Raw genomic sequence first — 24,516 nt, forward strand, 5'->3', positions numbered from 1 at the left:
GTGATTATAATCAACAGGTTAGTTGCTGAAGGGTTAATCTTTTTTATTCAGATTTACTACATAATTTTATTTGCCCGGATTATTATGTCCTGGTTTGCACCTACTGCCTCCCGGAACCAGACTTTTAATACTCTCTATCGCATTGCCTATGTTTTAACCGAGCCGCTTTTAGCGCCATTACGGAAGGTTATACCAGCAGTCAGGGTCGGGATGGGTTACCTGGATCTCTCCCCGTTTATTCTTCTTATCTTGTTGAGGGTAGCCCAGCAGTTGATAATCCGCTATATTTACTTTTAATTCGGAGGTTAAATATGAGTTCCGGTTCTCCATTATCTGATGAAGAAAAACGCTGGCAGCAGCAGTTTATCCGCAAGCTTGATGAATTGCAGGGTAATAAAACTTATCATACGAACTTTCTTGATCCCCGTCAGCTTGAACTGGCCGAAGCGGCGCTGCATAAAGAATCCGACCTGGCATATACCGTATTCGGTGGTTACCCGGAAGCGGAACGAAACGTCCTTGCCGTTTTCCCTTCCAGGTTCAAAAACAGTCTGCCTCCGGTTAAAATAATCAAAGTGAGCTGGCATGCCGGCGACGGCGCCCTCAATCACCGTGATCTGCTTGGCGCTGTACTTGCATTAGGATTTAAGCGGGATCAGGTCGGCGATATCCTGGTTTTTGAAGATTCCTGGGCAGCAGTTATGGTTCTGGAATCAAAAGCCGAATTTATCTGCAGCAATCTGATCCAGGTTGGCAAATTTACGGTGAGCTGTAACTTAATTGAAGCCGATCAATTGCCTTTTTCCCATGATAAAGGCAAAGAAATCAAAGGTACAGTAGCCAGCCTGCGGGTTGATTCAGTAATATCGCTCGGTTTTGGAATCTCCCGTGCAAGGGTGGTTCTCCTGGTCAAGGGTGGTCTGGTCAGGGTTAACTGGCGACAGATAGATTCTCCGTCATATCAGTTAAAAGCAGGAGACCAGGTATCTCTGAAAGGACGAGGCCGCCTGCTGCTTGAAGAGGATGAAGGTGAAACCCGTAAAGGTCGGATACGGGTAAGATTGAAAAAGTATAGCTGATCAGGCAGGAAATGTCATCCAGTTGTCGAAGTTTGCCATAGCTTATGAGCCTTGACATTACTATCAGTTTGAAACAGGGGAGGAAAAGAAATGGGCATTACACCGCTGGATATACAGAATAAAGAGTTCGAAAGGTCTTTCCGGGGTTATGACATCGAAGATGTTGATGAATTTCTCGACAGAATTGCCAAGGATCTCGAGCAGTTAATGCGTGAGAACCAGGACCTGAAAGATCAACTGGCCCAGCTTACAGAGAAAAACAAGAACTACCAGAAGATGGAAAGCACAATGCACACTGCAATTGTCGTTGCCCAGGAAACTGCCGAAGAGGTCAAGCAAAATGCCAAACGTGAAGCAGAATTGATTAAACGTGAAGCAGAGAGAGAAGCAAAGAATTTAGTTGAAGAAGCCAGATCACGCTCTTCCAGGATCCTTGATGAACAGGAGGAACTTTTCAGAAAGGCTCAGGTTTTTAAACTTAAATTCCGTTCATTCATTGAGGCACAGCTGGCTGCCCTGGAAGGTGAGGAGTGGCTGGAAGAGCCGCAAAAGGAAGAGAAAGTCGAAGAGAAAGCCACTGAATTTATAAGTAACTATAAACCGGATGTGGTAGCTGAAGAAGTGGTAAAAGATGATTTTAAACTGGAGGAAGATGAAGAGCCGGTTCTCGATTTTGAAGCAGATTATGAAATAAAACCGGTAGATGATTTCGAGAAGGATAATTAGGCTGCCCATTTTCAGCACAGTTACCAGGTATTGATTTTGTTTAGTATCCATGCTACAATTTACGGCAAATACAATGAACGGGACATCAAGGCGGTTAGTAAGCTAATTCAGAGAGCCGGTGTTGGCTGAAATTCCGGCATGGCAATTCCGCTGTAAATCACCCGGGAGTTTCCATCTGAACATTCTATAACGAATAAGTAGGGTTGGGCGGTTACCGCCGTTAATGGTGTTCCAAAGAGGCCTGCAGTTATTGTTTGGTTATTAGGGTGGTACCACGGGAGAAATCTCGTCCCTTAGGGGACGATTTTTTTATATTCAAAAGAATATTACATATATTACTTATCATTGATACGAAGGAGACATCAATAATGGACTACAGAGATACGCTGAACCTACCGCAAACAGAATTTCCGATGCGCGCGAACCTGCCGAATCGCGAGCCTGACATGCTTGAATTCTGGGCATCGCTCGATATACATAACAAGGTTCTGGAAAATCGCAAAGGAGCACCGCTCTATATTCTGCATGACGGACCACCTTATGCCAACGGTGATATCCATATGGGTACCGCCCTGAATAAGGTGTTAAAAGATATCATTAACAAGTATAAGACCATGCAGGGCTGTAACTGCCCCTATGTGCCGGGCTGGGATACCCATGGCCTGCCGATTGAACACCAGATCATCAAGACCAACAAGCTGAACCGTAAAGAGATATCAGATCTTGATTTTCGAAAGATGTGCCGGGAATATGCCCTGAAATATGTTGATATCCAGCGAAATCAGTTCAAAAGGCTGGGAGTCCGCGGTGACTGGGATAATCCATACCTGACCCTTGCTCCGGAATTTGAAGGCCGACAGATCAAAATATTCGGAATGATGGCCGAACGAGGCTATATCTATAAGGGAATGCGTCCGGTATACTGGTGTGCCAGCTGCGAAACGGCGCTGGCAGAAGCCGAAATCGAGTACGGCAATAAAATTTCTGAATCAATCTATGTTAAATTCCCGCTGATTGATGATCTCGGGCTTTTGGATGGGGTTGAAAACCGTTACTGCCTGATCTGGACCACAACGGCATGGACAATCCCGGCTAACCTTGCTATAGCCGTTCACAAGGATTTCGACTATGTTCTGGCTGATGCAGGTTCCGAACAGTATCTTCTTGCTGAAGGTCTTCTGGAAGCGGTTTCCAAACTGGCCGGGTCGGAAAAGCCCTGGCCTATTCTGAAGAGATTTAAAGGCAGTGAGCTTGTCGGGATGCGCTGCCGCCATCCTCTCTATGATCGCGAATCAATATTGCTTACTGGAGAGCATGTCACCCTGGAACAGGGCACCGGCTGTGTCCATATAGCCCCGGGGCACGGTCATGAGGACTTTGCTATCGGCCAGGCCAATAACCTGCCTATTTTGAGCCCGCTGGATAACAGCGGCTATTTCACCGAAGAAGCAGGAAAATACGCCGGTCTCCGTTATGACGAGGGAGGCAAGGCGGTGATCGAAGATTTGCGGCTGGAAAATGCCTTAATCAAATCGCTCAAATTTGAGCATCAATATCCCAACTGCTGGCGCTGTAAATCGCCCCTGCTATACCGGGCGACGGAGCAGTGGTTTGCCTCAATTGATGGTTTTCGGAAAGAAGCCCTGGAAGCAATCAAGAAAGTCAGCTGGACTCCATCATGGGGTGAAGAGCGAATCTATAATATGGTGGCGGAAAGACAGGACTGGTGTATTTCCAGGCAGAGAGTCTGGGGAGTACCTATCCCTATCTTCTACTGTGATGACTGCAGTGCGCCCATTATCAACAGTGAAACCATCGAAGCTGTCAGCGAACTCTTCAGCAAAGAGGGTTCCGACGCCTGGTTTGCCCGGGAATCCGCGGAAATTCTGCCTGAGAACTTCAAATGCCCCGAATGCGGGCATACAGAATTCCGGAAAGAAACAGATACAATGGATGTCTGGTTTGACTCAGGCTCCAGCCACGATGCCGTACTGGAAACCAGGTCAGGACTGCGCTGGCCTGCAGAGCTATACCTGGAAGGGAGTGACCAGTACAGGGGTTGGTTCCATTCTTCACTTTTAACTGCAGTCGCTACCCGGGGGGAACCCCCTTACAAAGCGGTACTCAGCCACGGCTGGGTAGTTGATGGAGAAGGAAAGAAGATGTCCAAATCCCTGGGTAATGTAATCGCCCCGGAGAAAATCATTAAGCAGTACGGCGCTGATATATTGCGCCTCTGGGTTTCGTCGGCTGATTTCACCAGCGATATCCATCTATCCGAAGGGATCCTCAAACAACTGATCGAAGTTTACCGTAAGATCAGAAACACGATCAGGTTCCTGCTTGGTGGTTGCTTCGACTTCGATCCGGATACCCAGTCATTCGAATATGATCAGCTGGAAGAACTTGATCGTTGGGCTCTTTATCGCCTTGACCGGGTAACAGAGAAAATTACCGGGGCATATGAAAAGTATGAATATCACCAATTCTTTCATGCCCTGCATAATTTTTGCGTAGTCGATATGAGTAGTTTCTACCTTGATGTTATCAAGGACCGGCTCTACTGTTCTCTGCCCGATGACAAGATCCGCCGCTCTTCACAGACAGCTTTAATGATTATCGCTGAAAGGCTTGTGCTCCTGATGGCCCCAATCCTTACCTTCACTTCCGAGGAAATCTGGCAGCACCTACCCGGACGGCACCTGAAGAGCGTTCAACTTGCAGACTGGCCTGAACAGAGTTCACAGTGGGATGACCGGGAACTCGGCAAACGCTGGGAAGTACTTCTGGAAGTACGTGAAGACATCAACTGGGCACTCGAACAGGCCCGCAAGGAAAAAGTGATCGGCGGTTCCCTTGAAGCCTGCCTAAGTATCTGGGCAGATGATCCGCTGTACGGACAACTTAAAGAATACGAAGATCACTTACAGGATCTCTTTATAGTATCTCATGTCAAGCTTGAAAGAGACCGCGACAGCGCCCCTGAAAATGCGGTGAAGGGCGAGCATTACCCTGTCACACTTTTGGTTGAGAAATCTCCCGGCCATAAGTGCCCGCGCTGCTGGATCTATACGGAATCGGAAGAAGAACTCTGCCCCCGCTGCAGCAGGGTCGTTGCTGCCCTCGGTTAAAATCCTCTTAAAACCTAACAATAAATTTCTCCCCCTCTTACCGGCCTTACGGCCGTTCGAGGGGGGATTCTTATTGTGTTTCAGCATTAAAAGTAAAAGGTAAAAGGTAAAAGGTAATCAGACCCTGATACAGTTCGCTCCGGATCATTTCGCGGAGAATTAATGCCGGTTCGCCTTCAAGCTTCAGCGGGCAGCCTCAACAGTCGACACTTAAGTCTCCGGCCTCGGTCTGCCTCTCCGGAAAGCTGAAGCAGTATTAATCATTCCGGAGAGGCATAATACGTATGGGGACATATTGACCGAAGGTTATGTGTCCCCTGACAACTTTATTTCGGCTCACCGGTAATTCTAACCGCTCATGCTAATGTCGCTTACAGTATCAGGGTCTGCTTATAAGATAAAGTATCTCGAATTGGTGAAAACATGGTTCTTGCAAAGGAGATTATCTACAGGTTATGAGAAAAGATCAAAGTAGTTTGCGAGCCGGAGAAGGGAAAGTAAGAAATGCAAAGAACAATTAGAATAGGCAAATAAATCAAACATTGGTTGAGAGGAGCTGGTAGAATGTCCGAAAGGCCCTGGCTGAAAAATTATCCGGTTCGTTGGAATCTAGATTATCCCGAAACATCCCTTTATGATTACTTCATTCAATCAACAGTTGATTATCCTGACCTGATTGCCCTGGTTTTCTTCGGCAATGAGGTAACTTATAAGGAAGTGCACGAAAAAATTGAACGCACTGCAGCTGCTCTGGTAAAAATGGGGGTAGAGAAAGGTGATCGGGTAGCTTTAATGCTGCCCAATTGTCCCGAGTATGTTTATGCTTTTTATGGTTGTATGAAAGTCGGTGCTGTTGTTGTCCAGGTTAACCCGCTCTACACTCCTTCAGAAGTTGAGTTTATTCTCAAAGATTCAGGATCAAAAGTATTTATTGGTGCCGATGCCGTTTTCCATTCATTCAGTGCTGTTCGCCATAAAGTTCATATAGAGCATGTAATTGCTACCCGGCTTTTATGGACCGATATTGAAGGTGAAGTAACCTGGTTTGATATTATGCTGGCCGCAAATGAACCGGAGGGTTCTGTTGTTCCAATAGATCCGCGGGAAGACCTCGCAGTATTTCAATATACCGGTGGAACCACCGGTTTTCCCAAGGCTGCCATGCTGACTCACTATAACCTGACCTGTAACGTGGTTCAGATCAAGGAATGGCTTAAAGAATGGATCGATCGCAAATATGGAAAAGGAGTTAAGCAGTACTTTGGCATTGCCATCCTGCCCTTTTTCCACTCATACGGGATGACCTGTGTAATGAATGTGGGTCTTACCCTGCCTGCCGGTCAGGTCCTGGTTCCCCGTTTTGATATCGATGCATTGCTGGAACTGATCAAGCAGTACAAACCGGCGCTGTTACCTGCTGTGCCAACAGTCTATATCGCTTTAGCCAACCACCCGGATGCTGAAAAATATAATCTCGATGCTATTGAAATATGCAACAGCGGTGCAGCTCCGATGCCCGTTGATATCATGGCTCGCTTTGAGGAACGGACAGGTTCAAAAATGCTTGAAGGTTACGGACTTTCTGAAGCCTCTCCGGTCACCCACTGCAATCCTCTGATCGGCAAACGGAAGCCGGGAAGCGTAGGTATGCCCTATCCGGATACAGATTGCAGGCTGGTTGATATAGAAACCGGGACAAAAGAGGTTGGCATGGGAGAAGAAGGGGAACTGGTCATTAAAGGGCCGCAGGTGATGAAAGGTTACTGGAATCGTCCGGAAGAAACTGTTGACTCACTGCGGGACGGATGGTTATATACCGGGGATATTGCCCGGATGGATGAAGACGGTTACTTTTATATCGTGGACCGCAAAAAAGATATGATAATCACCGGGGGTTATAATGTTTACCCCCGGGAGGTGGACGAAGTCCTTTTTGAAAACCCGAAAATTGCCGAAGCTGTTTCTGTGGGGCTTCCCGACGATTATCTCGGTGAAGTGATCAAAGCTTATGTTGTACTGCATGATGAAGAGGAAGCAACCGAAGAAGAAATTATTGAATTTTGCCGTCAGAAGCTGGCGAAATTTAAAGTTCCCCGGTCGGTGGAGTTCCGCAGTGAGCTCCCCAAAAGTGCCATTGGGAAGATACTTCGCCGAAGCCTGGTTGAAGAGGAATTGAAGAAGAACTGATCCTGTTCTTATGTGCAGCCCTGTGTTAAAATATATAACGTTGGATTGGGATAATCTGTGCTCGTGAGTCCGGAGGGAAAATTTTGCGCCTATTCATTATAGCAGCGGTTATGGTTCTGTTCGATCAGTTTACAAAATATCTGATTACTACTTACATGGAGATTGGCCAGTCGATCAAGATCATTGAAAACTTTTTATATATAACCTATGTCCGGAACCCCGGAGCAGCCTTTGGTATGTTTCCCTACCAGACCGTGGTTTTTGTAATTATAACAATCATTGTGGTTCTCTTTATAATCTTCTATTACCGCGTACTGGCTGAAGATCATTTCTGGCTGCGGCTGGGTCTCGCCCTACAGCTCGGAGGGGCCCTGGGTAACCTGATTGACCGATTAAGGGAAGGCTATGTTATCGATTTCATCAACTTTACAATCTGGCCTCCTGTCTTCAATGTCGCCGATTCGGCGATCGTCATCGGCATCGGGATTTTTCTGATCGCTTTTTGGCGGGATAGTGCTTTAAAAGGTGAAAGGAGTGGGTCTGATGTATCCTGAAATATTCCGCATAGGTAATTTTGCCATCCATTCTTACGGCCTGATGATTGCTATCGCCGTTTTGGTTGCCGCCATCGCTATTTACCGTGAAGCTCCAAGAGAAGGGATCAACCCCGATCATGTCCTGGAATCGGTTATAGCTTCAACTATAGTGGGACTCCTCGGCTCACGGATCCTCTATATACTCTTGAACTGGGAATTCTACAGCGGAAGATTCTTCAGGTCTTTCTTTACCCAGTTTGAAGGGCTCTCATTTTACGGGGCCATGTTTGGAGGGGTTATTGCTCTATATTTCTGGAGTGCCTGGAGAAAGATCAATTTTTTAAAAATGGCTGACCTGCTCGCTCCTTACCTGGCCCTGGGCTATACCTTTGGCCGGATCGGCTGTTTTCTCAATGGCTGCTGCTACGGTAAAGAATCTACCCTGCCCTGGGCACTGCCGGTTAACATGGCCGATACTGTGCTTCGTCATCCGGTTCAACTCTATGCTGCCCTGGGTGGTATCATCATCTTTATCATATTAAAACTTCTGCGCCCCCGCAGACCTTTTGTCGGGTTTATTCTTATTGCCCTTTTTGCCCTCTACGGCCTGCTCAGATTTATAACCGAGTTTTTCCGCTATGGAATACCCGGCTGGTTAAACCTGACCACCGCACAGTGGTTCAGCCTCAGCCTGCTTTTTGCCTCACTGGCTGCAATCGTATTGATTAACTACCTGCAGCCGGCAGAACCGGTTAAAAAGAGAAAGGGTTCCCGGAGATGACAAACGGTAGCGGTTCAGAAAAAATTTTCGTGGTGAGTGCTGAAGATGAAGGAGCCAGGCTTGATCTGTTCCTGGCCAACCTTGAAGATGGCCTTTCAAGAAACATGGTTCAGAAATTGGTCGATGATGGTCGGGTTAGAATAAACCAGGAGACCTGTTACGATAAGAATCACAGGATTAAAGGGGGAGAAGAAATTAGCCTTTTTATACCTCCACCCGGGGAAATCTCTGTCGGGCCGGAAGATATCCGGCTCGATATTATTTATGAGGACAGTGATCTGCTGGTCGTAAACAAACCGAGAGGAATGGTTGTTCATCCTGCTCCCGGGCACCCGGGTGGAACCCTGGTCAACGCTCTCCTGAATCACTGTTCCGATTTATCGGGAATCGGTGGGATGATTCGACCGGGGATTATTCACCGGCTGGATAAAGATACATCAGGACTCTTGATCGTTGCCAAAAACGACCAGGCACACCGGTTGCTATCCGGTCAACTGAAATCAAGGACATTGCGCAGGGAGTATATCGCCCTGGTGGCTGGAAAAGTAATGCCTGCAGTGGGCAGGATAGAGGCACCCATCGGCCGACACCCGCATCACCGGAAAAAGATGGCTGTCATATCTGCCGGAAGGGAGGCGGTTACCCGTTATCGGGTCCTGAAGTATTACGGTCAGTACAGCCTGCTTCAGCTGAACCTTGAAACCGGCCGCACTCATCAGATCCGTGTCCACCTGGCCCATCTCGGTTATCCCGTTATTGGAGATCCCACCTATTCAAAGCGGAGTTATGATGACCTGCCTTCCGGGCTTGCCGCTCCCCAGGCTTTACATGCCCGTCGTATCAGGTTTATCCATCCTCGTAGCGGAGAAGAGATGGAGTTTTCCGCACCTCTTCCATCAGATTTCAGAAAAGGGTTGATCTGGCTCAGTAAAAAGTACCCATCCTGATCTGTGGTTATAAATTATTATTTTCAAAGTTTGAAGAGTGCTTGTAATTCTTCATTTCCTGGATTAACGGTAATTGTTTCAAAGTTTTCATAGAAGACAAAACCGGGTTTACCACCCGCCCGGCGCCTGACATGGCGGACTTCCGTGTAATCCACTGCAACTGCACTGCTTTCACGACCTTTACTGAAATAAGCAGCCAAGAAAGCAGCCTCTTCCAGATCCTGCTGCGGTGGCGGAAAAGAAACCCCTTTTAAAACAACATGGCTACCCGGAAGTTGGCGCACATGGAACCAGGTGTCTCTCCGGACAGCTGCCTTAAAGGTAATATAGTCATTCTGGCGGTTATTCCTTCCGACAAGGATAGAATTCCCCGATGAACTCTTGAATGTAAGCGGTTTGGGTAGTTCGTCACTCTTGCGCTTCCCTTTCTCTTTCTTTTTAAGGTATCCGGCTTCAATCAGCTCCTGAGTAATCTCGATAAGTGAGATTCCGGAACCATTTTCAATTGAATAAAGAAGGTTCAGGCAGTAATCAATTTCAGATTTTGTTTTATTCAGCTGTTTCCGGATCTGATCCCTGCTGTTCTTTGCTTTTCGGTACCGGTTAAAGTAATACCGGGCATTTGCGCCTGCGTTCTTTGCCGGATTCAGGGGAATAACAATCAGCTGATCGGGGTTATACAGATCAGGCAGGGCAACACTCTCGGCCCCTTTTTCAACCCTGTCACCGTAAGCCAGCAGAAGTTCCCCATACTGGCGGAGTTCCGGCGCTTTTGCGGATGCTGCCAGTTCTTTATCCAATTCTCTTTTCTTATATTGAAGAGAAGAAAGCTTTCTATTCACTGCGCTGTTCAGGCTTTCCTTCAGCTGCTTTTCCCTTTCCTCTCTGATTTGGACACTATAAAATTGGTCCAGAAGTTCATTAACACTTTCAAAATACCTGGTGCCATCATTATTCAGGTGCATGAGCGGTACAGCGGCATATATTCCAAATTCAGGGATAAGCACCGGTTGAACCTGCCCTGAATCCAGTTCGTTAAAAAGTTTTTGTGTCTCCCTGTAAAGGCTTTTCAATACTTCCGGCTGTTTCCTGTTGTCCCACTTAGAGCGGAAAACAAGTTCCCGGGCAATCAGGGGGCTGATTCCTTCAACAGCTGAATAAAGAGCTTTTTCAGGCTTGGAGATTTCTTTCAGGATGTTCTCAAAATTTGATATAAACTCACTTTCCTCCATCCGGAGTGGGTCAAGCTTATCCTGACGCGGAACAGGGCGGTATTTTTCGCCGGGCATGATCGCTCTCAGGGGATTTTTCTCCCAGGAAGCGATCTTCATTGCTCCGAGTATTTCATCATTATTACCACCGACGAGAATTAAATTACTTCTCCTGCTCATTATTTCGGCGATAATCCTAACCGGCGGAAGGCCTTCGGGAGGATCGATCTCTATTTCCATGACCCTTTCCAGCGGTGGATTGCTGAAGGATGCAATCCGGCCTCCGATCAGATATTTACGCAATAGCATACAGAACGGTGAAGGTTGATTCTTCCTTTTTCCTGACTCGCCGGTAAGGTGAATACGGGCATACTTTGATTCAATGGAGAAGAGCAGGTTCATCTGCCTGCCACGGTAATACAGGTGAAGTGCAATCTCCAGTGGAGATGGTTCGTAAACCTGCTGGATCAAAGCGCCTGTTGCTTCATCCTTAAGTTCATCGGTAACTACTTTCATGATCAGTGTATCGAATGACATCTTTGAGTCAACTCCCGGCATAAAGTATAATTCTTATTGATAAAGTTGGCAAATTTCCCGATTAATTGCACCTTGAGATTGCCTTGATTTGATGTTAAGATTAACCCAGCCCGACTATTGTAATTTTATTCAAAGGATGCTGACCATGATAAACAGTATGACCGGTTACGGCCGGGGCAGCAGTACCCGGGATGGTTTTACATTTTCCGCTGAACTGCGCTCGGTGAATCATCGTTATGCCGATCTATCGATCAGGCTGCCCCGTGAGCTATATTTTCTTGAAGACGGGATCCGCCGCCTTCTATTGGAGTCGATTCGCCGGGGTAGGGTGGAGGTTAACCTTGTTCTGGATGAAATGCCGGCTGGAATGCGCCAGGTAAATGTAAACTATGATTTGGCCGAAGATTATTTCCAGTCACTGAAGAAGCTGACAGACCGTCTTGGACTGGCGGAAGAAGTTAAGCTAAAGCATATTCTGCAAATGCCTGAGCTGTTCAAACCGGGTGGATTTTCGCTTACCGAAGAACAGGTGTGGCCTGCGGTTGGTGAAGCCTTGCATGCTGCCCTGGAGCATTTAATGGAGCAACGGCGCGTTGAAGGGGAAAATCTCTGCCGCGATTTGCTAAGGAGATGTGATCATCTTGAAGAGATGGTCGGCACGGCAACTCTCCGGGCAGAAGAGGCGAAAGATGAATGTAGGAACCGGACAGAACAAAAATTAAAGGAACTGCTGACTGGCCAATTTGAGGAAACACGACTGCTGATGGAATGTGCTATCCTGGTTGAACGGATGGGAATTGATGAAGAACTTGTCCGCCTGCAGAGCCATATCAATGCTTTCCGAAAAGCTTTTGACAGTACTGAACCGGTGGGCCGGAAACTTGATTTCATTGCCCAGGAAATGTTTCGGGAAATCAACACAATAGGATCCAAAGCAGGAGACTATCAGCTGACAAACCTGGTAGTTGACTTGAAAGCGGAACTGGAAAAGATCAGGGAACAGATTCAAAACCTCGAGTAAATACCATTGGGGGGTAGCTTGATGGCCATAAAATTGATTAATATCGGATTCGGTAATATCGTGTCAGCAGGCAGAATTATTGCCATAGTAAGCCCCGAATCGGCGCCGATTAAGCGGGTGATCAGTGAAGCCAGGGATCGCGGCATGCTTATTGATGCCACTTACGGTCGCCGGACCAGGGCAGTTATAGTGATTGACAGCGGGCATATAATTCTTTCGGCGGTCCAACCAGAAACTGTTAAACATCGCCTGCAGAACAGGGAAAGCAGCAGCGAAGGCGAAGCGTCAGAATGATTTATATACAGGAGGGTATAAATGACTGAAGGCATCCTGATTATTATTTCCGGGCCTTCGGGTGTGGGAAAGGGTACTGTCTGCCGGCAGCTGATGGAAATCAGGGAGAAGCTGAATCTTTCGATATCAACCACTACCCGCTCACCACGGCCCGGCGAGAAAGAGGGCAGGGAATATAACTTTACAGACATCAAGACTTTTAAAGAGATGATCAAAAACGGTGCATTTCTTGAGTGGGCCAATGTTCATGATCACTATTACGGAACCCGCCTTGACAGTGTAAATAAGGTGATATCAACAGGCGGTGATCTCATTTTGGAAATAGATGTACAGGGTGCAGCCCAGGTACGGAAGAAAACTCCTGGCTCAGTTTCAATATTTCTGGCGCCCCCCTCACTGGAAGCGCTGGAAAAGAGGATAACCGGTCGTGGAACTGAAAACCAGGCCAGGATAAAACAGCGGCTGATAACCGCCCGCCGGGAGATGGAAGCCTTTAATCTATATGATTACGTGGTAGTTAATGATACAGTTGAACAGGCAGCTGAATTGATCGGTTCGATCATTGATGCAGAAAAATGCAGAGTAACCAGGGGAGCCCGTCCACCGGGCTGGGGAGGTGAATAGAGTGATTTATCCTTCGATTGATGATTTATTGAAGCATGTTGACAGTAAATATACCCTCGTTATAGAAGCGGCAAAGAGGGGCCGCCAGCTTCGGAACGGAAGCAGAAAAACCATCGATACTGTCTATAGCAAAGATGTTACCACTGCTCTTTTCGAAATTGAAGCCGGAAATATCGAGTATGAAAGGATCCGTGACGGTATAAAATAGGAGTGTTCAGGGTGAAAAAAGTTATTTTAGGTATAACCGGTGGAATTGCTGCATACAAAGCAGCAGAATTGGCCAGATTATTTATTCGCGGAGGCGCTGATGTTCAGGTTGTCATGTCTGAAGCAGCAGCACGCTTTGTTGCTCCCCTGACCTTTCAGACACTGACAAACCGCCCGGCTTTTGTCGAGATGTATACCGAGCGGACCGGAGATAAAATCCGGCATATTGAACTGCTCGAAGATGCCGATGTAATGGTCATCGCCCCTGCCACGGCAAACACAATCGGCAAGATGGCCGCCGGACTGGCAGATAACCTGCTGACTACGCTTTACCTGGCTGCAGTATGCCCGGTTGTTGTTGTCCCTTCTATGAATGTAAATATGTATAATCATCCGGCAGTCCAGGAAAGCATGGAAAAGCTGAAAAAATTCGGTTGTCATTTAATGGATCCCGATTCGGGAGAGCTGGCTTGTGGTGTATATGGTCAGGGTCGCATGCCAGAACCGCAGGATATCTATCACTATACCCGGATGATTCTCGGCTCCGGCGACTACAGGGGAGTCAAAACCCTTGTTACAGCCGGTCCGACCAGGGAGCATTTCGACCCGGTCCGCTTTCTCAGCAATCCTTCGACCGGTTTAATGGGTTATGCAATTGCCCGTGCTCTGAGTGAAAGAGGTGCGGAAGTTATCCTCGTCAGCGGTCCGACCGAATTGAATACCCCGATCGGAGTTAATCGAATCAATATTACGACCGCGGAAGAAATGAAAAAAGTAGTGCTGCAAAACTTCCCCGATTGCCGGTTGATAGTAAAGGCTGCAGCGGTTTCAGATTTTCGGCCGAAGGATACGGTAAAGCAGAAGGTAAAAAAAGGAGAAGCTCTTACCACCCTGCATCTCGAAGCGAACCCCGATATACTCCTTGAACTGGGAAAGCAGAAAGGGGAGCACATCCTTGTTGGTTTTGCAGCTGAAACAGAAAATGCAGTTGATCATGCAAAGCAAAAACTTGCTGCCAAGAACCTGGATATGATCGTTGTAAATAACCTGACCGACCCAGGGGCAGGGTTTGCGGTGCCTACCAATAAAGTAACTATTATTGATCGGTATGGAAATGTGGAAGAACTACCGGTTATGGAAAAAGATAAACTGGCCCATCTGCTTCTGGACCGGATTGCTAAACTTTTATAACACCAAACCGAGCAGCTTTGCAGTGATGAAAACCTCGATAAAAGCAGCGAGTATTAAAAGTAAGACAATCAGTGGTAGAATTGAAATCGCCTCTTTCCAGATATAGCGGTAGCTCTGCATGCGGGTTTTCCCTGGCAGGGGAGAGGCTATGCAGTGATAACCGAACTTTAATCCTATTCCCGCACTGATAAAAAAGGCGAAGAGTTCGAATATGCCGTGAGGCAAAATCCCAAAACCGAGTATTGTCAGGAAAGGGATTCCTTCCTGGACGGAAAAAGCGATCATTGCCCCTACCAGGGCGCCGTTTACGCCCAGTGTAATCAGGGGGGATATGCCTGCTGCCACACCGAGCATGAGCATTTGGACCATGGAGATAAAATTGTTCATAAATATCAGCAGGGTGCTGATCAGGGGGCTTGCTCCGAGGATTATTGAAAATAATGCAACCATCTGCTCAAACTGACTTTCGATAGCCTGTTCAGTAAGTGGCTGAGCCTTACCTGCTGTATAGTATAAAATGATAAAACAGGCAATAAAAATCGAAGCTGCCATGACAAACCAGCTACGGTTTTCCCTGATTACCTGTCTGACCGGGAAAAAAAGTGTAAACATGGACAACACGCTCTCTTCTTCGGTATTCTTATCTTATCAAAATAACTTAAAGGGGTAAATAGATGGCCGCTTATGCAGAAATAATCGTCGATCTTATCAGTAACGCCATTGACCGGCCTTTTCATTACAGCATACCTCCCCACTTGCAGGAAACGCTCAGGCCAGGCATGCAGGTCACTGTGCCCCTGGGTCATCGGCAGTACCAGGGTTATGTTCTCCGCTTGCTGAACGAGACCGCTATAAGCCCCCTGCGCGATATAATTGATATCAGTGATCCCGAGCCCCTGCTTACGGATGAACAACTTGCCCTTGCCCACTGGTTGTCCATGCGTTATTACTGCCGGAAAATAGATGCAATCCATGCCATGCTTCCCGCCTCTCTGCGCCGGGGGCAGCGTGCCGGCAGCGTGCAAGTAATCGAATTGACACCGGAATCAACTCTGGCAGACCTGTCCAGGGCACCGGCCCGAAAAAAGGCCGTCAGGCTGCTGGCTGAAAAAGGACCGCTGACCCGTGGAGAACTGAAAAAAAATGGCATCAGTCCGGCAATCATCAGAACACTTGAAAAAATGGGTTTGATCAGGTATACAACCGTTCGCAGAGAAACGGCCAAAGCCAAAACTGTTATGGAATCAACTGAACCTTACCTGCTGCGGGGAGAACAGGATAACTGTTATAACCTGGTTTGTGATGCCCTGAATTCCGAAAAAGCGCAGATGATTTTGCTGCATGGTGTAACGGCCAGCGGTAAGACTGAGATCTACATGCAGAGCATTGCCCGCTGTATCGAACAGAATAGAACAGCCCTGATCATGGTCCCGGAGATTGCACTTACTCCGCAGATGGTGGAGCTCTTTGAAGGCCGTTTCCCGGGCCTGATTGCGGTGATTCACAGCCGTCTGACTCCTGCAGAGAAGAACAGGGAGTGGCAGGATATAATTGATGGCCGGGCTAGAGTTGTGCTCGGCGCCCGCTCGGCAGTGTTTGCCCCTATTGATACTCTTGGATTGATTGTGATCGATGAAGAACATGAAACAACCTACAAACAGGAAGAAACACCCCGTTACCATGCCCGGGAAGTAGCCTGGTGGCGGGCACGCTATAACCGGGCAGTCCTGCTGCTGGGCAGCGCTACACCTTCTGTAGAAAGTTTTTACAAGGCGAGAACCGGCGAATTAAAACTTTTATCGATGCAGTTGAGAGTAACCCCGACCCAGCTTCCGCCTGTGGAAATCGTCGACATGCGCAGCGAGCTGAAGGAAGGGCACCGCCATATATTCAGCCGGCCTCTGCTCGAAGAACTGGGTGCTGTGCTGGAACGGGATGAACAAGCTCTGCTCTTTATAAATCGCCGCGGATTTTCAGGTTTCGTTCTCTGTCGTGAATGTGGATATGTGGTCAGTTGTCCCTCCTGCGATGTTTCACTGACTCTGCATCTTGATCGTCAACTGATGTGCTGTCATTACTGCGCTCATGAAGCACCAATTCCGGAAACATGTCCGGGCTGCGGTGGACATAAGATCCGCTATTTCAGCGCCGGAACTCAAAAAGTTGAAGATGAAGTTAAAAAACTCTATCCTCATGTTTCACTGATCCGCATGGACAGCGACACGACAACAAATCGTCATGCTCATAACCGGTATTACCGCCAGTTCCGGGAGCGTCGCGCAAGTATTCTCATCGGAACCCAGATGATTGCCAAGGGTTTTGATTTTCCCGATGTTACCCTGGTGGGCGTAGTAGCAGCTGATACCACCCTGAATCTACCCGATTTCAGGGCACCGGAGCGTACTTTTCAGTTGTTAACCCAGGTAGCAGGCCGGACTGCCCGTGGACCGCGGGGGGGAAAAGTAATTATCCAAACCTACCATCCCAACCACTACAGCATCCAGACAGCTGCAAAACATGATTACCTTTCCTTTTTTGACTCTGAACTGGCCCACCGTCATCCCCTGGCCTATCCCCCATACACCGATTTGGTCAGAATTCTCTTCAGCGGTGACGAAGAAAAAAAAGTATTTGAAGCGGCCCACTGGTTCGCCGGGCTTTTATCATTTAAACCCGCAGAAGCAGAGATATTAGGACCTGCTCCAGCCTCGCTTTTCAGAATAAAGGACCAGTACAGGGTTCAGGTAATTCTAAAAGGTGAGCGGCTGACCAGGATCGCTCCCACGGTCCGAAAGGCGATGCGGGAATATTATGATCATAAACCCGCCTGGACAGTTCGACTGGCTGTGGATTTTAATCCCCTGGTAGTGCTATAATTTATCAAGAGGTGGTAATAGTGGCTTTACGGCAGATATTAAAGGATAACCATCCGGTTTTGCGTAAAAAAACCGAAGAGGTAAAGAATATAAACAGCGGTGTCTTGCGGCTGCTTGATGATATGAAAGAAACCATGCGTGATGCCGATGGAGTGGGGTTGGCTGCCAACCAGGTCGGCATATCAAAACGTATCCTGGTTGCTACCGATGGGGAAGAAATGATCCTCGAATTGATCAATCCCAAATGTGAGCAGTCTGAAGGGGGAGAAGTGGGTATCGAGGGTTGTCTGAGCGTTCCCGGTTCTTACGGGGAAGTGCCCAGGGCAGTTAGAATTGTAGTCAGGGCTCTCAACCGTAACGGCCGTGAGATAAAAATAATTGCTGAAGGTTTATTGGCCCGTATCCTGCAGCATGAAATGGATCATCTGGATGGTATTTTATTTACCGATCGGGCTTTGCGCATAATAGATCCGGAGGAGTTAAAAAGCGAGGAATCAATTTGAAATCTTTAAGAATAATTTTTATGGGCACACCGGAATTTGCCATCCCTTCCCTGGACCTGCTCAAGCTTTCTGAACATAAGCTTGTGGCGCTCGTTTCTCAACCGGATCGTCCGGCAGGACGTGGGAAGAAAATCCGGTTAAATCCTGTTAAACAGTGGGCTGAAAAAAGCAACCTTGAAATATTTCAGCCCTTTGATTTTAGCGGTCAGACTTTTATTTCATGGCTCGAAGAGAAGCGACCTGATTTGATTATCACAGTTGCCTTCGGACGTATCTTGCCGCCCCGGATTCTTGAACTGCCTAACCTGGGCTGTATAAATCTCCATGCATCATACCTACCAGAATATCGTGGTGCTGCCCCGATCCACCGGGCAGTTATCGATGGGGCTCCATACAGTGGGGTGACCATTATCTTTATGAGCAGCGAACTTGATGCCGGTGATATCATTATGCAGGAGAAAGAAGAGATATCTTTCTACGATACAGCAGGTATGCTCCATGATCGGTTGGCCAACAGGGGTGCTTCACTGTTAATGAAATCAGTTGATGCTCTGGCTTCGGGAACTGCGAAACCGGTGCCCCAGGACCATAGCATGGCCACTTATGCCGAGCCGCTTCAGCCCATGGATGAAGAGCTTGATTGGCGTAAAAGAGCAGCTGAGCTGTATAACCGGATCAGAGGGCTAAACCCCTATCCCGGCGCCTACACTTCATATCAGGGAAAGAGAATAAAAGTATGGAGAGCAGCCCCGCCTGAAAGAGAATTGATGCAGGGAAAACAGGTTGAGCCGGGGACAGTTATAGCCTTAGGCGATGATTCATTGAAAGTCGCTGTCGGAGACGGAACGCTTGATCTGCTTGATCTTCAACCTGCCGGCAAAAAGAAAATGGATGCCGGTTCTTTCTGCTGTGGCTACCGGATCAGGCCGGGGGATATGCTCGACGGAGTATCGGAAAGTGAAAAATAAAGGCGTGTCCGGCAGAAAAGCCAGGGAAGCCGCCCTGAAGGCTCTGGTCAGGCTGGAGCAGGATCAGGCCTACCTGAACCTTGCCTTACCTGCTTTATTGACAGAACTGGAGCAGGAAGACCGTGCGCTGGCTGCACGCCTGGCAACCGGAACAGTCAGGATGTTGAATTCTCTTGACTGGATGCTTGGACTTTTTTTAAAACACCCTCTAGAATCATTAACGCCCTGGATTCGCAATCTGCTGCGCCTGAGCGCTTATCAGATTATTTACCTTGAAAGAATCCCTGACTATGCCGCGGTAGATGAGGCTGTTGCCCTTTCACGTCGTTACGGTCACCGTGGCGTGGCCGGGCTGGTCAATGCTGTTCTGCGTAAACTGGTAGCAGAATCAAAATCCTTGCCCTGGCCGGAAAGGGAGCAACAGCCGGTCGAATATCTGTCGCTTAAGTACGGCCTTCCGGTCTGGCTTGCCAAAAGGGCTTTAGATGTTTTCTCACTTACCGAGGCCGAGGATTGGGCAGATGCTTCAAACACCCCGGCCCGGATTTCATTACGCCCCAATATTCTGCGGGTCTCATCCGGAAAGCTGGCTGAAAATTTGCTGGCCGAAGGCCTGGAAACAGAAAAAAGCACTGTCAGCCCCGTTATGCTTAGGGTGGTTAAGGGTATCACTCCGTCAAAAACGGATGCATTCAGTAAAGGTTTATTTACAATCCAGGGTGAAAGCTCATCACTGGTTTCCCTGATTTTGAATCCTAAACCGGGAGAAATAATCCTCGATCTTTGCAGCGCACCGGGTGGAAAAACAACCCACCTGGCTGAATTGTCAAATGACCGTGGAATAATTTATGCCGTAGAATTACATCCAAAAAGGCTTAAGCTCGTTGTCAAAGCGGCAGCCCGGCTTGGACTTAAAAGCATTCAACCAATTCAGGCTGATGGTAGAAAATTGGATGCAGGGAGGATAAAACCACCTGATTCAATCCTGGTTGACGCACCCTGTTCGGGCTTAGGGGTGATCCGTCGCCTGCCCGAAATTAAGTGGCGGAGAAATGAAGATACTCTTATGCAATTTCAAAAGCTACAGCTGGAACTTCTTGCCTCAGCCGCTGCCTTCTTAAAACCTGGCGGAAAATTACTCTATTCAGTTTGCACCACCGAACCAGAGGAAACAAGGGAAGTTGTCAGTATCTTCAACCGCCTGCACAGAGACTTTTCCCAGATCGCAGCACCTGCCCTGCTGCCAGATACTATTGTAAAAGATCAGGAGGATCCGGTAACAATCACTTTCCGGCCTCATCGTCACGATCTCGACGGTTTTTTTATTGCGATGTGGCGTAAAAAGGGCTAAATCTTGCCCCTGAACGCTCTATTTGCTATACTGAACGTGGAATTCCCCGATCAAATAAAGGTGAGGATTTTATATTGCAGATAACCGGATTGACCAACCAGGGACTCGAAAGAACCAGGAATGAAGACAGCTGTTTTGTCCAGGCCGAAAACGACATCGCTATGATGGTAGTCGCCGATGGAATGGGTGGGCACCTGGCGGGAAATGTGGCCAGCGCGCTGGCAGTAAACATTGCCGAACAGCTTTGGGAAGAACTCGACCGGACTAAACTGCCTTCAGTAAGGGAAGCGCGTAACCTGATCAGCCGTTTGATTAATGAAGCCAACAGCCTTATCTTATCCGAAGCAGGGAATTCAAGTGCCCACAGGGGTATGGGTACAACCCTTACAGCCGGCCTGCTTTGTTCCAACAGGCTGACTATCGGGCATGTCGGTGACAGCAGGGCGTACCAGATTAAGGGCGGTGAAATAAAGCTTCTTACAAAGGACCATTCACTGCTTGAACAGTTGATCGAGTCTGGCCAGGTCGATCCGGATGATGCTTTTAACCATCCGCAGCGTCATATTTTAACCCGGGCCCTGGGAATTTCAGCAGATCTGGAATTAGATATTATTGAACTCGAATTAGAAAAGGGTTCAATGCTCCTTTTTTGCACTGACGGGTTGACCAACCTTGTCCGTGATGATGAAATACTTGCAATCTGCTCAGAGCATCATGATTCCCGGTTGATGGCGGAAGCCCTGGTAGATCTGGCTAATGCCAGAGGTGGCCTTGATAATATCACTGTTGTGTTGGTTACAGAAATTGGGGGTCAGAAAGATTAATGATCGGTAAAGTATTGGCAGGGCGCTATGAATTGATCGAAAAAATTGCCGAGGGGGGAATGGCCAGGGTTTATCGTGGCCGGGACCAACTCCTCAAACGCACAGTGGCCGTCAAAATTCTTAAAGATCAGATGACCGGCGATGCTGCATTTATCCGTCGGTTTGAAAGGGAAGCTCAATCAGCTGCCGCGCTCTCCCATCCGCACATTGTGAACATCTATGATGTTGGAGTGGAAGAGGGCACCTATTACATGGTGATGGAATTTGTTGATGGTATTAATCTAAAGGAATATATCAGGGAAAAGGGAAGACTTTCTATATCTGAAGCGCTGCAAATAACTCACCAGATTGCAGAAGCTCTTGAGCAGGCTCATGCCGCAGGTGTGGTCCATCGGGATATCAAACCGCAGAATATCCTTTTTTCAAATGAGGGAAAGGTAAAAGTTACCGATTTCGGTATTGCCATTGCCGGCGACGGTGTCACCGTTACGGTGGGTGACGAAATCATCGGTTCGGTTCAATATATCTCGCCGGAGCAGGCCAGGGGTGAACTGGCCGGAAAGCAATCCGACCTGTATTCCCTGGGAATCGTGCTCTATGAGATGCTCACCGGCAAGGTTCCATTTTCCGGCGAAAGTCCGGTGGCTGTGGCAATGAAGCATATCCAGGAGCATATTGTCCCCCCGCGCCGCCTGGTTAATGATATTCCGGAAACAGTCGAGCAGATTATCCTCAAAGCGGTTGCCAAGGATTCGGCTGAAAGATATACCAGTGCTGCTGAGCTGCTTGAAGATCTGGAATATGCTGCACAGAAAGGTTCTTCGAAAAGCGGACCGGTTCGCCGGCTTTTTAAGAACAATACTGAAGATGACGATGATGCCACAGTTCTGAGGCCGATAAAATCGAGCTCCGGGAACTACAATGGCATGCTTAAACCGAAACGAAGTTACCGCTGGTTAATATACCTTGGGGTAGTAATACTAATCGGTCTGCTGCTGGCCGGTGCCGGGTACCTTTTGGCCAGCTATGTATTTATTCCCGAGGTTGCCATTCCCGAGGTTAAAGATATGACTCAGAGCGATGCTGCCCAGGTCCTACGAGACGTGGGACTGGTTCCCGCCGAAGAAATATTCTATATCTATGACGATTTGATTCAGGTTGGGAATGTGGTTAAAACCGAACCACCTGAAGGCAGGGTTGTCAGAAAAGGACGGGCTGTTGACCTCTTTGTCAGTAAGGGTCCTGAATTTATTAGCACCCCAGACCTTTTTGGCAGAACAGAACTGGAAGCAAGAGTAATCCTGACTGACCTGGAACTGGTAATGCGGGTAGAGCGGGAATATAACGAGGAAATACCGGAAGGACTCATATTCCGCCAGGTACCGGGAGAATCATTTCGTATATCCCGCGGCGAAGAAGTGGTGGTTTTTGTTAGTCAGGGCCGCGGGCCCTTTATTATTGCCGATCTTGTCGGTTACTCCGAGGAGGGTGCAATTGCTTATCTGGAAGAAAATGGCTTAAGGCCGCGGGTTCGTTACCGCTTTTCCATCGGCGCTGTTGGTCATGTCATTGAACAGCTGCCGCAGGGCGGTGAAGAAGTAATTCCGGGTCAAACAGTAGAATTGATTGTTGGAGAGTGACAAAGGGAGGTTTTAATTGCTTCAGGGAATTGTGGTCAAAGCTGCCGGTGGTTTTTTTACTGTCCGGGATGATATCGGCAAAGAATTTGTATGCCGGGCCAGGGGAGTATTGAAACGCGGGCAGGCAACCCTGATTATAGGTGACAGGGTTTATTTTTCTGCCGTCGAGGATACTTCTTCCCGGGCACCTGAAGGAATAATTGAGAAAGTCCTACCCAGGAAAAACAGTCTTTACCGACCACCTATCGCAAACGTTGATCAACTGGCGATCATCATGTCTCTCAAGTCACCTCCCTGCGATTGGCAGTTGGTCAGCCGCCTGCTTGTTCTGGCTGAAAAAGAAGATCTCTCTGCTTTTATTTGTCTGAACAAATCCGACCTGGTTAAAGAAAAAGATATTACAAAGATCAATGAACTGCTTCAACCATATCCCTATTCTGTTTTATTCACCAGCGCCCTGAAGGGCGAGGGAATCGATTTATTCCGGGATAAATTAGCCGGGCGCAGCTCCGTTCTCGCCGGACCTTCCGGAGTAGGCAAGTCATCAATGCTTAATGCCCTTCAACCGGGTCTTTCTTTGCAAACCGGTACAGTCAGCGATAAGATAAAACGGGGAAAACATACAACCCGGCAGGCCGAACTTCTTGCACTGAATTTCGGTGGTTTGGTGGCCGATACCCCCGGTTTCACCAGGCTTGATTTTTCTGGTATCGAACCGGCAGAGCTGTCCGCCTATTTCCCTGAATATGAACCCTTTGAAGGCCAATGCGGTTTCCGTGACTGTGTACACCTCACCGAACCGGAGTGTGCCGTTCGTGATGAAGTTGGCCGGGCTATAAACAAGATGCGTTACGAACACTATAAATATTTCATGGAAGAACTGAATAAACAGGAGGCATATTAATATGACCATCAAAGTAGCGCCTTCCCTGCTGTCGGCAGATTTTAGCTGCCTTCGCGATGAAGTGAAGAGAATTGAAAAAAACGGGGCTGACTGGGTCCATCTCGATGTGATGGACGGCCATTTTGTTCCGGCTATTACCATCGGGCCGGTCGTTGTCAAATCGCTGCGGCCTCACACGGACTTGTTCATGGATGCTCACTTGATGGTCAGTGAGCCGGAAGATCACATTGGTGAATTTATTAAAGCCGGAGTGAACCTGGTTACCGTCCAGGGAGAAGTTACTGCTCACCTTGACCGGGTCCTGCGTAAGATAAAGGAATCGGGCGCAAGGGCAGGCATTGCCCTCAACCCGGCCACGCCTCCTGCCCTGCTGGAATATATCTGGCCTCTGCTTGACCTTGTCCTTGTCATGAGCGTCAATCCCGGGGCCGGAGGCCAAAAGTTTATCCCGGAAGTACTGCCTAAGATAGAAGTGATCAGCCGGGAGATCCGCTCCAGAAAACTCGATATTGAACTTCAGGTTGATGGCGGGGTTAACCGCGAAACGGCTCCTTCCATCATCAGGGCAGGTGCCACCGTCCTCGTAGCCGGCTCGGCTGTTTTCGGCGCTCCAGACGGGATGGCGCTGATCAGGGACTTCAAGAATATGGTATAACTTCTCTTCCTATTACCCAATTAAGCTGTTTCAGGTTGTTTCATCAGTTAATTTAAGCAAACTCTGATGCTGTTCGCTCCGGATCATTTCGCGGAGAATTACTGCCGGTTCGCCTTCAAGCTTCAGCGGGCAGCCTCAACAGTCGACACTTAAGTCTCCGGCCTCGGTCTGCCTCTCCGGAAAGCTGAAGCAGTATTAATCATTCCGGAGAGGCATTTACCGCTTCTTCTTTCGGCTCACCGGTAATTCTAACCGCTCATGCTAATGTCGCGCACAGTATCAGGGTCTGCTTATCCTGCTTCAGGTTGGTTTGCTTGCTTAAA

23 protein-coding genes and 1 other annotated feature are annotated in these 24,516 nt (G+C 48.1%); of the genes, 21 read left to right on the top strand and 2 right to left on the bottom strand.

What is annotated here, in order from left to right; translation table 11 throughout:
• The 8 genes from SCJ97_01500 to SCJ97_01535 all read left to right on the top strand — a co-directional run bounded on the left by SCJ97_01500 (position 1) and on the right by SCJ97_01535 (position 9,387).
• Positions 1 to 297 (top strand): YggT family protein, encoded by a 297-nt coding sequence (locus SCJ97_01500; GenBank protein ID MDW7738719.1) that lies wholly within the window; start codon positions 1 to 3, stop codon positions 295 to 297.
• 14 nt (positions 298 to 311) lie between these two features.
• Positions 312 to 1,079 (top strand): YlmH/Sll1252 family protein, encoded by a 768-nt coding sequence (locus tag SCJ97_01505; protein MDW7738720.1) that lies wholly within the window; start codon positions 312 to 314, stop codon positions 1,077 to 1,079.
• A 90-nt stretch (positions 1,080 to 1,169) separates the two neighbouring features.
• On the top strand, positions 1,170 to 1,805 hold the full coding sequence (locus tag SCJ97_01510; GenBank protein ID MDW7738721.1) for a DivIVA domain-containing protein: 636 nt from the start codon (positions 1,170 to 1,172) through the stop codon (positions 1,803 to 1,805).
• A gap of 64 nt (positions 1,806 to 1,869) precedes the next feature.
• Positions 1,870 to 2,102 (top strand) — a binding site (T-box leader).
• 71 nt (positions 2,103 to 2,173) lie between these two features.
• The gene (gene ileS / locus SCJ97_01515) at positions 2,174 to 4,936 is read left to right on the top strand and encodes an isoleucine--tRNA ligase (protein ID MDW7738722.1); all 2,763 of its coding nucleotides are present in this window, start codon (positions 2,174 to 2,176) and stop codon (positions 4,934 to 4,936) included.
• A 564-nt stretch (positions 4,937 to 5,500) separates the two neighbouring features.
• The gene (locus SCJ97_01520) at positions 5,501 to 7,123 is read left to right on the top strand and encodes a long-chain fatty acid--CoA ligase (GenBank protein ID MDW7738723.1); all 1,623 of its coding nucleotides are present in this window, start codon (positions 5,501 to 5,503) and stop codon (positions 7,121 to 7,123) included.
• 83 nt (positions 7,124 to 7,206) lie between these two features.
• Entirely contained in the window at positions 7,207 to 7,677 is a 471-nt protein-coding gene (gene lspA / locus SCJ97_01525; GenBank protein ID MDW7738724.1) for a signal peptidase II, read from the top strand.
• Positions 7,667 to 8,440, top strand: coding sequence for a prolipoprotein diacylglyceryl transferase (gene lgt, locus SCJ97_01530; GenBank protein ID MDW7738725.1), 774 nt, complete (start codon positions 7,667 to 7,669; stop codon positions 8,438 to 8,440). The genes lspA and lgt overlap by 11 nt, the downstream gene beginning before the upstream one ends.
• Complete coding sequence (locus SCJ97_01535) at positions 8,437 to 9,387, top strand: RluA family pseudouridine synthase (protein ID MDW7738726.1); 951 nt, start codon at positions 8,437 to 8,439, stop codon at positions 9,385 to 9,387. Before lgt ends, SCJ97_01535 begins: the two co-directional genes overlap by 4 nt.
• 23 nt (positions 9,388 to 9,410) lie before the next feature.
• Here SCJ97_01535 and SCJ97_01540 read toward each other — a convergent pair whose 3' ends face one another.
• Positions 9,411 to 11,135 (bottom strand): NFACT RNA binding domain-containing protein, encoded by a 1,725-nt coding sequence (locus SCJ97_01540; protein MDW7738727.1) that lies wholly within the window; start codon positions 11,133 to 11,135, stop codon positions 9,411 to 9,413.
• A gap of 145 nt (positions 11,136 to 11,280) precedes the next feature.
• Between SCJ97_01540 and SCJ97_01545 the strand changes: the two genes are divergently transcribed.
• From SCJ97_01545 to coaBC, 5 genes are read left to right on the top strand one after another with little or no spacing between them, the layout of a single operon-like run.
• Positions 11,281 to 12,156, top strand: a complete 876-nt coding sequence (locus SCJ97_01545; protein ID MDW7738728.1) for a YicC/YloC family endoribonuclease — start codon at positions 11,281 to 11,283, stop codon at positions 12,154 to 12,156.
• Between the two features lie 21 nt (positions 12,157 to 12,177).
• Positions 12,178 to 12,450, top strand: coding sequence for a DUF370 domain-containing protein (locus SCJ97_01550; GenBank protein ID MDW7738729.1), 273 nt, complete (start codon positions 12,178 to 12,180; stop codon positions 12,448 to 12,450).
• 21 nt (positions 12,451 to 12,471) lie between these two features.
• On the top strand, positions 12,472 to 13,074 hold the full coding sequence (gene gmk / locus SCJ97_01555; protein MDW7738730.1) for a guanylate kinase: 603 nt from the start codon (positions 12,472 to 12,474) through the stop codon (positions 13,072 to 13,074).
• A gap of 1 nt (position 13,075) precedes the next feature.
• On the top strand, positions 13,076 to 13,282 hold the full coding sequence (rpoZ, locus tag SCJ97_01560; protein ID MDW7738731.1) for a DNA-directed RNA polymerase subunit omega: 207 nt from the start codon (positions 13,076 to 13,078) through the stop codon (positions 13,280 to 13,282).
• Between the two features lie 11 nt (positions 13,283 to 13,293).
• Positions 13,294 to 14,472, top strand: coding sequence for a bifunctional phosphopantothenoylcysteine decarboxylase/phosphopantothenate--cysteine ligase CoaBC (coaBC, locus tag SCJ97_01565; protein MDW7738732.1), 1,179 nt, complete (start codon positions 13,294 to 13,296; stop codon positions 14,470 to 14,472).
• On the opposite strand, the gene SCJ97_01570 is transcribed toward coaBC, so the two are convergent.
• Entirely contained in the window at positions 14,467 to 15,084 is a 618-nt protein-coding gene (locus SCJ97_01570; GenBank protein MDW7738733.1) for a stage II sporulation protein M, read from the bottom strand. The two genes, coaBC and SCJ97_01570, sit on opposite strands and share 6 nt — an antisense overlap.
• A 62-nt stretch (positions 15,085 to 15,146) precedes the next feature.
• Between SCJ97_01570 and priA the strand changes: the two genes are divergently transcribed.
• The 8 genes from priA to rpe all read left to right on the top strand — a co-directional run bounded on the left by priA (position 15,147) and on the right by rpe (position 24,193).
• Positions 15,147 to 17,348 (top strand): primosomal protein N', encoded by a 2,202-nt coding sequence (gene priA / locus SCJ97_01575; GenBank protein MDW7738734.1) that lies wholly within the window; start codon positions 15,147 to 15,149, stop codon positions 17,346 to 17,348.
• Positions 17,349 to 17,368: 20 nt separating this feature from the next.
• Positions 17,369 to 17,851: a peptide deformylase gene (gene def / locus SCJ97_01580; protein ID MDW7738735.1), complete on the top strand. Its 483-nt coding sequence runs from the start codon at positions 17,369 to 17,371 to the stop codon at positions 17,849 to 17,851.
• A complete protein-coding gene (gene fmt / locus SCJ97_01585; protein ID MDW7738736.1) occupies positions 17,848 to 18,819 on the top strand; it encodes a methionyl-tRNA formyltransferase in 972 nt (323 codons plus the stop codon). The genes def and fmt overlap by 4 nt, the downstream gene beginning before the upstream one ends.
• Positions 18,809 to 20,170 carry a 16S rRNA (cytosine(967)-C(5))-methyltransferase RsmB gene (gene rsmB, locus SCJ97_01590; protein MDW7738737.1) on the top strand — a complete coding sequence of 454 codons (1,362 nt, stop codon included), beginning with the start codon at positions 18,809 to 18,811 and terminating at the stop codon, positions 20,168 to 20,170. The genes fmt and rsmB overlap by 11 nt, the downstream gene beginning before the upstream one ends.
• Before the next feature lie 74 nt (positions 20,171 to 20,244).
• Positions 20,245 to 20,994, top strand: coding sequence for a Stp1/IreP family PP2C-type Ser/Thr phosphatase (locus SCJ97_01595; GenBank protein ID MDW7738738.1), 750 nt, complete (start codon positions 20,245 to 20,247; stop codon positions 20,992 to 20,994).
• Complete coding sequence (pknB, locus tag SCJ97_01600; protein MDW7738739.1) at positions 20,994 to 22,634, top strand: Stk1 family PASTA domain-containing Ser/Thr kinase; 1,641 nt, start codon at positions 20,994 to 20,996, stop codon at positions 22,632 to 22,634. The genes SCJ97_01595 and pknB overlap by 1 nt, the downstream gene beginning before the upstream one ends.
• A gap of 16 nt (positions 22,635 to 22,650) precedes the next feature.
• The gene (gene rsgA / locus SCJ97_01605) at positions 22,651 to 23,538 is read left to right on the top strand and encodes a ribosome small subunit-dependent GTPase A (GenBank protein ID MDW7738740.1); all 888 of its coding nucleotides are present in this window, start codon (positions 22,651 to 22,653) and stop codon (positions 23,536 to 23,538) included.
• A gap of 1 nt (position 23,539) precedes the next feature.
• On the top strand, positions 23,540 to 24,193 hold the full coding sequence (gene rpe / locus SCJ97_01610) for a ribulose-phosphate 3-epimerase (GenBank protein ID MDW7738741.1): 654 nt from the start codon (positions 23,540 to 23,542) through the stop codon (positions 24,191 to 24,193).
• Positions 24,194 to 24,516 lie beyond the last annotated feature (323 nt).

The organism is Bacillota bacterium, from assembly GCA_033549065.1.
Taxonomy (GTDB): domain Bacteria; phylum Bacillota; class Dethiobacteria; order DTU022; family DTU022; genus JAWSUE01.

Coding starts and splice junctions, on each gene's coding strand:
- pknB (MDW7738739.1), top strand. CDS start 20,994: ATGATCGGTAAAGTATTGGCAGGGCGCTATGAATTGATCGAAAAAATT.
- lgt (MDW7738725.1), top strand. CDS start 7,667: ATGTATCCTGAAATATTCCGCATAGGTAATTTTGCCATCCATTCTTAC.
- SCJ97_01550 (MDW7738729.1), top strand. CDS start 12,178: ATGGCCATAAAATTGATTAATATCGGATTCGGTAATATCGTGTCAGCA.
- SCJ97_01520 (MDW7738723.1), top strand. CDS start 5,501: ATGTCCGAAAGGCCCTGGCTGAAAAATTATCCGGTTCGTTGGAATCTA.
- priA (MDW7738734.1), top strand. CDS start 15,147: ATGGCCGCTTATGCAGAAATAATCGTCGATCTTATCAGTAACGCCATT.
- SCJ97_01505 (MDW7738720.1), top strand. CDS start 312: ATGAGTTCCGGTTCTCCATTATCTGATGAAGAAAAACGCTGGCAGCAG.
- SCJ97_01510 (MDW7738721.1), top strand. CDS start 1,170: ATGGGCATTACACCGCTGGATATACAGAATAAAGAGTTCGAAAGGTCT.
- gmk (MDW7738730.1), top strand. CDS start 12,472: ATGACTGAAGGCATCCTGATTATTATTTCCGGGCCTTCGGGTGTGGGA.
- rpe (MDW7738741.1), top strand. CDS start 23,540: ATGACCATCAAAGTAGCGCCTTCCCTGCTGTCGGCAGATTTTAGCTGC.
- SCJ97_01540 (MDW7738727.1), bottom strand. CDS start 11,135: ATGTCATTCGATACACTGATCATGAAAGTAGTTACCGATGAACTTAAG.
- SCJ97_01535 (MDW7738726.1), top strand. CDS start 8,437: ATGACAAACGGTAGCGGTTCAGAAAAAATTTTCGTGGTGAGTGCTGAA.
- SCJ97_01545 (MDW7738728.1), top strand. CDS start 11,281: ATGATAAACAGTATGACCGGTTACGGCCGGGGCAGCAGTACCCGGGAT.
- ileS (MDW7738722.1), top strand. CDS start 2,174: ATGGACTACAGAGATACGCTGAACCTACCGCAAACAGAATTTCCGATG.
- SCJ97_01570 (MDW7738733.1), bottom strand. CDS start 15,084: ATGTTTACACTTTTTTTCCCGGTCAGACAGGTAATCAGGGAAAACCGT.